11 protein-coding genes are annotated in these 13,016 nt (G+C 46.7%); 10 read left to right on the forward strand and 1 reads right to left on the reverse strand.

Features of this window, described 5'->3' with window-relative positions; all coding sequences use genetic code 11:
- Positions 1-26 precede the first annotated feature (26 nt).
- From preA to AC58UW_RS31585, 3 genes are read left to right on the forward strand one after another with little or no spacing between them, the layout of a single operon-like run.
- Positions 27-1,319, forward strand: coding sequence for an NAD-dependent dihydropyrimidine dehydrogenase subunit PreA (gene preA, locus AC58UW_RS31575; RefSeq protein ID WP_497424470.1), 1,293 nt, complete (start codon positions 27-29; stop codon positions 1,317-1,319).
- A gap of 2 nt (positions 1,320-1,321) precedes the next feature.
- Positions 1,322-2,764, forward strand: a complete 1,443-nt coding sequence (gene hydA / locus AC58UW_RS31580; RefSeq protein WP_497424471.1) for a dihydropyrimidinase — start codon at positions 1,322-1,324, stop codon at positions 2,762-2,764.
- Positions 2,757-2,972, forward strand: a complete 216-nt coding sequence (locus tag AC58UW_RS31585) for a hypothetical protein (protein ID WP_497370922.1) — start codon at positions 2,757-2,759, stop codon at positions 2,970-2,972. Before hydA ends, AC58UW_RS31585 begins: the two co-directional genes overlap by 8 nt.
- Here AC58UW_RS31585 and AC58UW_RS31590 read toward each other — a convergent pair.
- A complete protein-coding gene (locus AC58UW_RS31590) occupies positions 2,969-4,582 on the reverse strand; it encodes a PucR family transcriptional regulator (RefSeq protein ID WP_497424472.1) in 1,614 nt (537 codons plus the stop codon). The genes AC58UW_RS31585 and AC58UW_RS31590 overlap by 4 nt on opposite strands.
- A gap of 714 nt (positions 4,583-5,296) precedes the next feature.
- On the opposite strand from AC58UW_RS31590, the gene AC58UW_RS31595 reads away from it, so the two are divergent.
- From AC58UW_RS31595 to AC58UW_RS31625, 7 genes are all read left to right on the forward strand, one after another.
- Positions 5,297-7,060, forward strand: coding sequence for an ABC transporter ATP-binding protein (locus AC58UW_RS31595; protein ID WP_497424473.1), 1,764 nt, complete (start codon positions 5,297-5,299; stop codon positions 7,058-7,060).
- On the forward strand, positions 7,057-8,874 hold the full coding sequence (locus AC58UW_RS31600; RefSeq protein ID WP_497424474.1) for an ABC transporter ATP-binding protein: 1,818 nt from the start codon (positions 7,057-7,059) through the stop codon (positions 8,872-8,874). The genes AC58UW_RS31595 and AC58UW_RS31600 overlap by 4 nt, the downstream gene beginning before the upstream one ends.
- A 766-nt stretch (positions 8,875-9,640) precedes the next feature.
- Positions 9,641-9,784: a hypothetical protein gene (locus AC58UW_RS31605; RefSeq protein WP_497424475.1), complete on the forward strand. Its 144-nt coding sequence runs from the start codon at positions 9,641-9,643 to the stop codon at positions 9,782-9,784.
- A 294-nt stretch (positions 9,785-10,078) separates the two neighbouring features.
- Positions 10,079-10,750, forward strand: coding sequence for an HAD family hydrolase (locus tag AC58UW_RS31610; RefSeq protein ID WP_497424476.1), 672 nt, complete (start codon positions 10,079-10,081; stop codon positions 10,748-10,750).
- Positions 10,751-10,766: 16 nt separating this feature from the next.
- Positions 10,767-11,189 carry an SRPBCC family protein gene (locus AC58UW_RS31615; RefSeq protein ID WP_497424477.1) on the forward strand — a complete coding sequence of 141 codons (423 nt, stop codon included), beginning with the start codon at positions 10,767-10,769 and terminating at the stop codon, positions 11,187-11,189.
- A gap of 2 nt (positions 11,190-11,191) precedes the next feature.
- Positions 11,192-11,986, forward strand: a complete 795-nt coding sequence (locus AC58UW_RS31620) for a lipid II flippase Amj family protein (RefSeq protein ID WP_497424508.1) — start codon at positions 11,192-11,194, stop codon at positions 11,984-11,986.
- Between the two features lie 83 nt (positions 11,987-12,069).
- Positions 12,070-12,948: a radical SAM/SPASM domain-containing protein gene (locus tag AC58UW_RS31625; protein WP_497424478.1), complete on the forward strand. Its 879-nt coding sequence runs from the start codon at positions 12,070-12,072 to the stop codon at positions 12,946-12,948.
- Positions 12,949-13,016 lie beyond the last annotated feature (68 nt).

The following is a 13,016-nucleotide window of genomic DNA, read 5'->3' on the forward strand; positions in this document are numbered from 1 at the left end:
CGTACATCATACTGGAGGGATACTGCATGGCAGATCTACGCATCAATCTAGCAGGCATAACTTCACCAAACCCTTTCTGGTTGGCATCGGCACCACCGACCAATACAGGCTACCAAGTCCAGCGAGCTTTCGAAGCCGGCTGGGGCGGGGCGGTATGGAAAACGCTCGGAGACCCGATTATTAACACTTCCTCACGGTTTGCTGCGGTTCATTTCAATGGACAACGTGTCGCTGGCTTTAACAATATTGAATTGATCACGGACCGCCCGCTTGAGGTCAATTTGCAAGAAATATACGAGACTAAGAAACGCTTTCCCCATCATGCGCTTGTTGTTTCACTGATGGTTGAACCCAAACGTGAAAAGTGGCATGAAATTGTAAAAAAAGTCGAAGCCGTTGGGGTGGACGGTCTTGAGCTGAACTTTGGCTGTCCGCACGGGATGGCGGAGCGCGGTATGGGATCAGCTTCCGGGCAGCAGCCCGATCTTGTGGAAGCGCAAACGATGTGGGCAAAAGAAGCGGCGAAGACACCGGTCATCGTGAAGCTGACGCCGAATATCACAGATATTACAAGCACGGCGAAGGCGGCAGTTCGAGGCGGTGCGGATGCGATCTCCTTGATCAATACGATTAATTCGTTAGCTGGGGTCGATATCGATACATGGAATACGATCCCTCATGTCGGAGGAAAGGGCTCTCATGGCGGCTACTGCGGGCCGGCTGTAAAACCGATCGCGCTGCACATGGTCGCGGATTGTGCGCGCAATTCGGAGGTTGGCATTCCAATCTCAGGTATTGGCGGTATCTCTAACTGGCGCGATGCCGTTGAATTCATGTTGATGGGCGCTACAGGGGTGCAAGTATGTACAGCTGCCATGCATCATGGCTTCCGAATCGTGGAGGATATGATCGATGGCTTGAACAATTATTTAGATGAAAAAGGGCTCACAAGCGTGATGGACCTGATTGGAAAATCGGTTCCCCGATACTCCGACTGGGGAAATTTGGATTTAAACTACGCTGTTGTCGCCAAAATTGATAATGACATTTGCATTAACTGCAATAAATGCCATATTTCTTGTGAGGATACCTCACATCAATGTATCGATATGCTGACCAGCGATAATGGACAGTCGTATTTGCAAGTCCGTGAAGAAGACTGTGTAGGGTGCAACTTATGCGCCATTGTTTGTCCCGTAGATGGTGCGATCACCATGGTTGAGATGGCTAGCGCTGAACCTCCCATGACTTGGAATGAAAGACAAGAGGCGATTGCTAAGCTGTCCGAAGGGAATTCCAACAAAAAGGAGGCTGTATAACGATGGCCAAACTTATTAGGAATGGCACGGTTGTGACGGCTGCTGACCAGTATCAGGCAGACGTTTTGATTGATAACGGCATTATTGCGCAGATAGGGCTGAATATTGAGCTAGAAGGCGCTGAGATCATCGATGCGCAGGGGCATTATGTTTTCCCGGGTGGCATTGATCCTCATACGCATCTGGATATGCCTTTTGGCGGGACGGTTACAGCAGACAATTTCGAGACAGGAACGAAGGCTGCAGCGTTTGGAGGAACGACAACGATCATTGATTTTTGTCTGACGAATAAAGGCGTTCCGCTCAGTCAATCGGTTCAAACCTGGCATAACAAAGCGGAGGGCAAGGCTGTGATTGACTACAGCTTTCATCTCATGATTGCTGAAATCAATGATGATGTGCTAGCTGAGCTGCCTAAAATGATACTTGACGAAGGGATTACTTCGCTCAAAGTATTCATGGCGTACAAAAATGTTTTTCAAGCTGACGACGGAACGCTTTATCGAACACTGCTTGAAGCTAAGCGGCATGGAGCATTGGTCATGGTGCACGCTGAGAACGGCGACGTGATTGATTATTTGATCAAAGAAGCGCTAGATGCGGGGAATACCGAGCCAATTTACCATGCGCTTACACGTCCATCCTTGATTGAAGGAGAAGCAACGGGGCGCGCAGCTAAATTAACCGCTTTGGCAAATTCTCAGCTGTATGTCGTTCATGTGACTTGCGAGGAAGCTGTTCAGCAGATTGCTGAAGCGCGGAATCAGGGAGTCGATATTTGGGGCGAGACTTGTCCGCAGTACTTGATGTTGGATCAAACGTATTTAGAGAAGCCGAATTTTGAAGGTGCAAAATACGTGTGGTCGCCACCGCTTCGCCACCGAGAGCATCAAGATGCGCTATGGACGGCTCTGAAAAATGGACAGCTTCAGACATTAGGATCCGACCACTGTTCCTTTAACTTCAAAGGTCAGAAAGAGCTAGGGCTAGGTGATTTTAGCAAAATCCCGAATGGTGGCCCATGTATCGAAGATCGGTTCTCGATTCTTTTCTCGGAAGGCGTCCTGAAGGGGCGGATAACATTGAACCAATTCGTGGATATCGTGTCTACGCGAAGTGCCAAATTGTTTGGTTTGTTTCCTAAGAAAGGAACAATCGCCGTGGGCTGCGATGCCGACATCGTAATTTATGACCCGAGTGTGACTCGCGTTATTTCATCCGATACGCACCATATGAACGTGGATTATAATCCGTTTGAAGGCATTGAAATCACTGGAGAGCCAGTTACTGTGCTATCGAGAGGGGAGTATGTGATTCAGAATAAACAATTCGTGGGCACGCCTGGTGTTGGGCAATTTGTGAAACGGAAGATCTATCCCTCCGAATCCCTTGGGGTTAAGCCTAAGCAAGATACTGTGGATCAAAAGGGGGCAGCACATGTCTGAACATGCACAATTTATCCTGGAGAAGCAAAAGCTGGATGGTTTCGTTGCCCAGAAATTTAAAATTGTTGGGGTGAAGGAAGATTTGAGCGGCGCATGGCTGCAATTCGAACACCCCGGCGGTGAAACAGCGACTCTCCATCTGAAGACAGCGAATGCGCGCAAATATTATGCTACACTGCTCATTCGGCAGGGTCAGGAACAGATCTAAGCTATAATTCCATGCATGTATTCATAACCGTGGAGCGCAAGCTCTATGGCCATTCTTTTGTCGGGGCGCATATAATCTTCGCCTAACAGCAGGGCAATTTTGTCCAGACGGTGATATAAGGTTTGCCTCACAATGAAAAGCTCTTTGGCTGTTTCCTGCTTGGACCCGCTTAAAGCTAAATACATTTTTAATGTTTTCAAAAGTTGGCCGTTTTTCTCCCGATCATAGTGGAGGATACGTCCGAGGTATTCTTCAATAAAGGAGGCCAATGAGCCGCTTTGTTTCATCGTCAGGATGACTTTGCCCACGTGAAGCTCATCGTAGAAAGGTTTGGCCAGTACTCCGATGTCTTTCTGAATTTCAATCGTATCCAGTGCGGTTTGATAGCTTATCTTGAGGAGAGAGGGATCACTGATTCTTTTACCAATTCCCAAAAAGGGTGAGAAAAGCGCCGTCTCTTGCAGATTTTCTGTCTTTTGCAAGCGCTGGATGGCCCTAATCATTCGATCCTGAGAAGGCACTGCCCCTAGCTGATCAAGCAGAATGAGAACGAAATAAGAGTTGAGAAAGGCAGGGACCAAATAGAAACCTTCACCTTCGAAAATGGAGCGCGCTACCATTTGTTTTTGTAGGAGCTGCGCTTCATGATCGATAGCATCTTTCCGTACAGATCTGCTTTCAAACACGCATACAACGGCTTGATCAAGTTTCACATTGGGTTTCTGGGCAAGCATATAGTCTCGAATGACTTGCTGGGTATGCTTTCCGTTCAGCCAATCCATGACCCAAAGATCCTGCTTGTATCGCTTTTTCTCCTCCATGTAGGTCGTGCGCATCATTTCTTGTGCAATGGCCGTTGCGAAGCGGTCTAACGCAAGGATCTGAAATTCGCTCAACTCCCGTTCTCCGTACAAAAGAAGATCAGCAAACATGCGCTCAAGTGCTAGAATAGGGCGATGGGCAAGCTTGCTTTTTATATCAGGCAGTCGAAAGATTTCTCCGAAAATCCACTTCTCATAAAAGAGGTCGGCTTCGGTCTTCGGTATCTCTGGGATAAACCGGGCTTCCTCTCCATAAGGAAAAAAGGCGACCTGCGCTAGTGTCGTTTCGTGTAAAAGCTGTAAGAGCGGTTGCAGTCCTTTACCTGAGAGGAGCAGTTGATTCAATTGTGTGGAAAGGGCTTCCAACTCGGACACCATCGTATAATGCTGATGAATGAAATAGGCATGCAAATCTTGAGTGATATCAATATACCGGACTTCTTCGTGAAAAAAGATGAGTGGAAAATGTTCGCGCAGTGCAAGCTCCTTCATACGTTCGAGGGGCTGTTTCGTATAGGTCCCGAGTTCAATACATAGACCAGATGCCCCGCTATCGATTAATTGTTGGAGGAAGGAGAGGCTTACTTCTTCGTTATCTTGCCAGCCAATCCCTGTGTTGAGGATGAGTTCATGGCCATTTAAGAGATGGCCGACCTGCGGTACTTCCATGATGTGAACCCAACGAACAATGCGGTTCAATGCTTCTTCACTTGCGATGGTTTCGGCTTTCTGAAACAAAGGACGCTGCAAAATGTCTTTCACCGTTAATTGCAAAAGTGTCTGAACCAATTCATCCACCGCCTATGTGTTAGTGAAGGTAACATGAGAGCCGTAATGGTAATTTTTTTCTATTATACAATTTGTTTAATGACTTGTGGAGATTATTCTTGTATTCGGAAAGAACCGCGAGAGATTGCGGTTTTTTATGTTTTATTGGGGGGACTGAAGGTTGCCCCTTTGTTTATGTTTGGAGGAGATTGTGGGGGATGGGATTTTGAGTATGCGCGCGAGAGATATGAGTAATTTGAGGCACAAGTCGTCCGTGGAGAGTGAGTTGCGTAGGCTAGCGGTGGGAAACAACAATACAGCGTTGGGAGCAATGCAGCCTCGTTGGATGATATCCAATGAAACCGCCAATATTGCACCTAAATTGCTCATTTCATTGGACGAAATCCAATAGAACTGTCTTAACTAGCCCTGTAGTGCCACGATTTAGCGGTCCTTATTGGATTTCATCCAATAGGGACCGCTAATCGAGCCCTAAAATCAGTGTGTTGATTGGATTTCGTCCAATGAACCATTCCGATTGCTCACGCGCTGACCCAACCCCAATCTGATTGCACTCTCTTCGACCCAACCCCAAGCGGTGCTGTTGAAAATGAAAACGTGCGTTGTCGGTTGCAGTTCAATTTAGTATGATTGAATGTACGATTGGCAGAGGAGGACAATACTTAACGACATGAATGATTAACGTCATTAATAATAACTGGAGGCCCTTACATAATGAAGGTAAACCTAAAAAAGAGTAACTCCATGGGGCAGTATGCTGAGCTTTTAAGTCGATATTTGTTCCCTCAAAGAGGTACACTCGTTGTATTGACGTTGCTTTTGTTCGCTTCAATTGGACTGCAGCTCGTCAATCCGCAAATTATCCGTTATTTTATCGATCAGGCGCAAGCCGGTAGCGCCATGCAGCCCTTGATCACAGCAGCCATTTTCTTTATCGGTTTCTCGCTTGTGCAGCAGCTTGTCTCCGTCGTAGCGACATACTATAGCGAAAATGTCGGTTGGAAAACAACGAATAAGTTACGCGTTGATTTAGCAGCACATTGCTTGTCACTAGACATGTCCTTTCATAAATCGCATACGTCAGGCTCGCTTATCGAACGAGTGGACGGCGATGTGAATGCGCTTGCGAATTTCTTCTCCAGTATGATTATTCATCTATTCGGCAATCTGCTTTTGATGGCAGGCATTATCGTTTTATTATTCCGGGAGAATTGGATCATTGGCGCGGGAATGGCTTTTTTTGTCATCTTTGCTGTTTTTATGATCCAGTGGATTCGTAAATTCGCTGTTCCTGTGTGGGCGGGATGGCGGCAGGCGAATGCCGAGTTCTACGGTTTTATCGGCGAGCATTTGGAAGGGACGGAAGATATCCGCGCCAATGGAGCAGTTGGTTTCGTAATGAATCGCTTTTATACGATGCTTAGAAAAATGCTGCCGCTGCGAGTCAAAGCCTTTCTAGGCTTCTGCGCGTTGTGGAATATGTCGATTTTCGTTTTTGCATTGGGCAATGCATTGGCTTTTGGCATTAGTGCTTATCTGTGGTATAGCCAGAATATCTCCCTGGGTACGGTGTATTTAATTTTCTTTTATACAGAGCTGCTAGCGAAGCCCATCGAGAAAATCCGTACACAAATGGAGGATTTGCAGAAAGCAGATGCAAGTATTTCCCGGATTCGAGAGCTGTTTGCTACACAATCTGAGATTAAGGATGGGCCGGGTGCACGGCTGCCAAAGGGGCCGCTTAGTGTTGAATTCCGTGATGTAACGTTCAGCTACGAAGGAGATCAGCCTACGCTCAAAGGCGTAGAGTTGAACTTGAAGCCAGGGGAAGTCTTAGGCTTGCTTGGGCGAACTGGCAGCGGCAAGTCAACGATGGCTAGACTTTTGCTGCGGTTTTATGATCCGCAAAGCGGCACAATTGCGCTAGGCGGAACCGATATACGCGATTGCACATTGGCAGAGCTGCGCAAACATGTCGCGCTGGTGACGCAAAATATTGAGATTATGCAGGGAACAATTCGCGATAATTTAACCTTTTATGATAACGCCATTACGGATAAAGAAATTGTTGATGTGCTTACAGAGCTTGGACTCGGCTCATGGTATGAATCAATGCCTGAAGGGCTGGATACGATGCTGGCCTCTGGAGGAGGCAGCTTATCGGCGGGGGAAGCACAATTGTTGGCGTTTGCACGGGTGTTTTTAACGAAACCAGGACTTGTCATTATGGATGAAGCATCCTCTCGGCTAGACCCCCTGACAGAGCAGCGCATCGAGAAAGCCGTATCCAGACTATTGACCGAACGATCCTGTATCATGATCGCGCACCGATTAGCTACGGTGCAGCGTGCGGATTATATCCTTATTTTGGATAATGGTCATGTGATGGAAACGGGAAGAAGAGAGCAGTTGGCCGCAGATCCCAAATCTCGATTCAGCCAATTACTTGCCACCGGGCTTGAGGAGGTATTGGTATGACTACGTTCCACTATTTGTGGCGGCTAATTATGTACCGACCTTTGCGTTATTTTATCAATGCGCTTGCTTGGACAATTATTTACTTAGCGCCGATCGCGCCAGGCTTGATTACGAAACAATTTTTTGATTCTTTGACTGTGAATTCCACTCTCGGCTATGGCGTCTGGGGCTTGATCGCGCTGCTTATTGCTGCTGCTTTAGGGCGTATTTGCCTTATTATTATCGGGTTCATAACCGATGTTCATTTCCGCTTTCGGATGGGGATGCTGCTGAGAAGAAATTTGCTGGAGCATGTCTTAAAACAACCAGGCGCGCAAGCTATTCCCGTTTCTCCTGGGGAAGCAATCAGCCATTTCCGGGATGATGTGGATCAATCCGAAGAGGCGGCCAGCTGGTCTGTTGATGTATTTGGCATGACTTGTTTTGCACTCGTGTCCGGTTATATTCTGATTAATATTGATGCTCAAATGACACTGCTGGTATTTCTGCCGATTGTGCTTGTCATTACGGCTGCGCAGCTGGCGACAGTTCGCCTTCAGAAATATCGCGCTGCGAGCAGGGAAGCCACGTCCAAGGTGACTGGGGAAATCAGCGAAATGTTCGGTAACGTACAAGCCATACAAGTGGCAGGTGCTGAGGACCGCGTCATTGATCGATTCCGCAGCTTTGGCGACAATCGTCGCAAGGCGATGCTCAAGGATCGCTTAATGACGGAGCTGCTGGATTCCGTTTTCTCTAATTCTGTGAATTTGGGAACAGGACTTATTCTTTTGTTAGCTGGTACGAAAATGAGAGCGGGCACCTTTACAGTCGGGGACTTCGCGCTGTTCGTCTACTATTTGACCTTTGTTACGCAATTTATTACGAATGTGGGTAAATTCATCACGTATTTTAAGCAGATGAGCGTATCGTTGGAACGTTTAACGTTTCTTTTGCAGGGAGCTTCGGCGAAGGTTTTGACGATGGTTAATTCGCTGCATTTGAAGCCTATCAGTGCGAACAGAGGGAATAAGCCCGAGGGTGCAACGCTTGGGAGCGCGAACAGAACGGAGCAGACCGAAACGCTCGCGAGCGAAGCTGCCTTGCTGCGGCTTGATGTGAATGGGTTGAGCTACGCCTATGCGGATACGGGCAGAGGCATTTCGGACATTCACCTCAGCTTGCAAAGAGGATCGTTTACCGTCGTAACGGGAGCGATCGGCTCTGGTAAAACCACGCTGGTGCGCTCCCTCCTTGGGCTGCTGCCCAAAGGGAAAGGGACCATAGCGTGGAACGGAGTGCCCGTCGAAGACCCGGGCACCTTCTTCACCCCGCCGCGGAGCGCCTACACCGCGCAAGTGCCGCGGTTGTACAGCGATACGCTGCGCAACAATATTTTGCTCGGGCAAGCGGAGCAAAACGAGAACTTGCAGCAGGCGCTGCACGCGGCAGTGCTCGAGTACGACGTCGCGCAGCTGCCTGGCGGGCTGGACACCGTCATCGGCCCGCGCGGGGTGAAGCTCTCCGGCGGCCAGGCACAGCGGACGGCGGCAGCGCGCATGCTCGTGCGCGACGCCGAACTGTACGTCTTCGACGATCTGTCGAGCGCTCTCGACGTGGAGACGGAACAGAAGCTCTGGGAGCGGATGTTCCAGCGTCGAAGCGATGCGACCTGCTTGGTCGTCTCGCACCGCAAGACGGCGCTGACCCGGGCCGATCACATCATTGTGATGAAGGAGGGGCGCATCGAAGCCGAAGGTACATCGGAGGAGCTGCTGCAGCGAAGCGCGACGTTCCGAGAACTTTGGTACGGCGATGAGCGGCAATCGGAGTGATGAATGAAAAGGGAGCCATTTGGCTCTTTTTTTTATATATTGGGGTAGACTTATTTACCCTTATTTATGTTTGTTGGCGGAGTAACTGTAATTTCTACTGTTAGAAAGGCGCAGAGTAAGATTTTGATAAAATACTGGAACTTGTGCAGTTATTTCAGTCGATTCGCCTCGTTTTTGGCGAAACTTGAGGAAATAGCAGGATAATTTCCAACAAAAGGCTCTAGAGCAGCAGAAATGAATAAATTAGCAGCACTTTCTCCCGTAAAATTTAAGGGAATGGTGATGAGTGATGGGATGGTTATAAGGGTGAGGTGACGTCGAGGCGGCTGAGCAGCAAATTTGAAGGCTTACGTTGCATTTTATACAACATAAAGGTGTGTTCTGACCGAGAATGCGGTCTTTCGTTGTACAATATACAACCATTTGTTGCGAAAAGGTGAGATGTGAGCGGTTTAGTGCATGAATCGTTGTACAAAGTACAATATAGAGGCGTGCTGAGGCCCAATACAGCCAAATGGTTGCACAAAGTACAACATAGAACTATTGTAATCGCAACTTGGTGATGAGTAATAAATGGTTTGACGGGTTGAGGACGAAGAGACGTCTGAACAGCAAAGTCGAGGTCGAAGTCGATGGCTTATGTTGCATGAGGAATTCCGTGTACATCAAAGTGGATACAACCAACCACGTTTACAGTTTTTTTTAAGAACATTTAGAGGGAATTACTGGTAGATAAACGAATATTTGATTTCGAGGGGGTTCAATTATGATAATCAGAACAGAAGAAATGAAGGATCATCAAACTGTTTATCAGCTGAATGTGGAGGCTTTTGGACGTAGAGAAGATGAAGCACATCTAGTTGAGCGTATCCGGCTTCAGAAGGTTTTATACCGGAATTGTCGATCGTAGCGGAGATTGATCATCAGATAGTCGGTCATAAGCGTAGGAACTCACCTTATTCACGGAGGTACCCGCAAAACGAAAGAACTAGGATATGGCTCTATATTTCTAATTGGTCATCCCAACTATTATCCTAGACTCGGATTTGTACGAGCTAGCGCTTACGGATTTTAGTTAAAGCAGTTTCTGGTACCAGCTGAAGTATTTATGGTATGTGAAGTCATAGAGGGGCATCTACAGGGCTTGAGCGGAGAACTTCGATACCCGGATTCTTTTTTTAGCTAGAAAGGTGTGAAGGCTCCCATGTTAAAAGCCATTATATTCGATCTGGACGGTACGCTGCTGGATCGCCAGACATCTTTGAAAGCTTTTATTGAAAATCAACACGAACGGATGACTGAGCTTTGGCGCATTGATAAATCCGTGTATGTGAACAGGTTTATTGACCTGGATCAAAGAGGTTACGTATGGAAAGATAAAGTGTATCAGCAGCTCAAACTTGAATTCGATCTAGCTTTGCAATGGGAGGATTTATTAGAAGATTACATGCATCAATTCAGCTTGCATTGTGTGGGTTTTCCAAATCTTCTTGAGCTTATGACCTACTTGAAACAAAGCGGGTTTAAACTTGGACTGATTACCAATGGTTATGGAGCTTTTCAGACTAAAAATATAGAAGCATTAGGGATCTCGCCATATTTTGATGCGATACTCGTTTCCGAAATAGAAGGATTGCGTAAACCAGATCCTGCGATTTTTCATAGAGCTTTACATAGATTGGGAGCACAGCCTGATGAAGCAGCCTATGTCGGTGATCATCCGGAAAATGATGTTTGGGCTAGTCGTAGAGTGGGAATGACGGGAATATGGAAGGAAGATGTTCATTTTGAAGGTGATTTCGAACGCGATTATACGATTCGGGATTTAATGGAACTCAAGAATTATTTGGAGCAGCTTCAAATTGGATTGGAATAGCAAAGGGGGAGTGTTAATGAATTCAGAGAATATTGTAGGACTTACAGCTTCTGCGGGCTTTCAGATTGGCGTTAGAAGGACGGTTAGCTTAAGCCAAGAGAGGGCATGGGAACTACTGATTTCGCCTCAAGGCCGCAAGCTTTGGTTAGGGGAGATTCCTTCTATCACGTTCGAAAAAGGGCATGTTTTCTGCACAAAAGATGGGGTTAATGGAGTTCTTCGCGTGGTTAAGCCAAATGAACAGCTCCGGCTATCTTGGCAGCCTGCCGGCTGGGCGGAAGCTTCAACCCTTCAAATTCGCCTGCTATCTGCCGCTTCTCCTGGTAAAACAACGATAAGCTTTCACCAAGAAAAGCTCGATAGTATGCAGCGCCGAGAAGAAATGAAGGTGCGTTGGGAAGGCGTCATGAACCGGCTGATGGAGTTGACAACCAAATGACGATGATGAATACGCTCATTCTGGTATTCTTTTTAACGATGATCATTCATACCGCAGAAACGTTATCCTACTCTGTACGTTTTGCTGGAGTGAAGGTGAACAAGCTGGCTGTTGCGCTTTCGCTAGTTGGGATTATCGTACTCGTTTCCCGTACAGCCAATTTAATTCAGGCGCCTATGACGGCTAATTTCGTGGACTATGCCAAGGCAGAGCCGACCTTCGATCTAGAAAAATACTTACGGATTTCTTTGTTCGCATCGTCTATTGGAACGATAATTGCGATTGCCTTATTTCCATCTTTTATTAACCTCAGTGTCCGCGTTATTGCTCGTTTGGAAGTGGCAGGTTCTATCCCGAAGCTCATTTCTAACGTAACGATAGCGCAGTTGAAAAACACCAAAAGTTATTTGAAAAAACCAAAGTTCAAGCTCAGTCAATTCCGCTATTTAGGAGTATCCAAAAGGTTCTTAATCATCAATATTCTTGTAACAGCCTTCTACTCTGTGGGGGTGCTGTCTTCCCTGTATGCGGCGCATTTGATACCTGAGTACGCAACTACCGCTTCCCAAGCATCAGGGCTCATTAATGGGATCGCAACGATATTGCTCACGATATTCATCGATCCGCAGTTGGGACTCATCACAGATAAAGCATTGCAGGACGAATCGCAACGTAGTCAGCTAGGGAAAATTTATGCACTGCTTATGACATCCCGTTTTCTCGGTACTTTGCTGGCACAAGCATTCCTTATCCCTTCGGCGTATTTTATCGGATGGATCGTGAAATGGATTTTCTAAATCTTACAATTCCTTTCTTTCAGGTGATGACCTTGATATAATAGCTATTATCATAGTAGCGCAACTAGAAACGGAGCCATGGCATGAAGAAGTTTAAAAAGTTTTATATTGAGATTACAAGTGTATGTAACCTGGCTTGTACGTTTTGTCCGCAAACGAAGCGGCAAGCTAATTTTATTAAAATAGATACGTTTACGAATATTCTTGATCAAATCAAGCCGCATACGGATCACATCTACCTCCATGTCAAAGGAGAGCCTTTACTGCATCCCAAGATCGACGAACTGCTTGATTTGAGTCATGAGAAAGGTTTTAAGGTCAATATTACAACCAACGGAACGTTGATTAATAAAAATAGGCATAAGCTGCTGGACAAACCGGCTCTTCGTCAAATGAATTTCTCTTTGCACAGCTTTGACGGTCACGAAGGCTCGGAAGATAAAGAAGGCTATGTGATGAGTATTTTACGTTTCGCCAAGGAAATTGTAGCAAAGTCTAATGTCATTATCTCTTTCCGGTTATGGAACCTAACGATGGATAATCAAACGAATCAAGAGCGGCAGCGAAATCGCGAAGTATTGGAAATGCTGGAGCAAGAGTTCGAGCTAGATTACAAAATCGATGAGGAATTTGTGCGTGGGAGCGGTGTGAAACTCGCAGATCGCGTGTATCTGAATCAGGATCATGAGTTTCAGTGGCCGGATCTGAAGGCTCAAGAAATAGAAGGGCCAGGCTTCTGCCACGCGTTGCGGAATCAAGCAGGCATACTGGTTGACGGCACAGTCATTCCTTGTTGTCTCGATGGAGAAGGCGTCATTAATTTGGGTAATATTAACCATACGCCATTTTCTGAGATTGTTGAAGGGGAGCGGGCGAACCGTTTGTTCGAAGGGTTTTCCAGACGGGAAGTTGTGGAAGAATTATGCCGTAAATGCGGCTATCGGGAACGTTTTAGCATGTAAAATGAAGTTGATAACGGATGGAAGCTTCTTCATCTCCACGAATAAAGCGGAGTGAATGAAGCTTTTTT

Source organism: Paenibacillus sp. J22R160 (genome assembly GCF_059692135.1).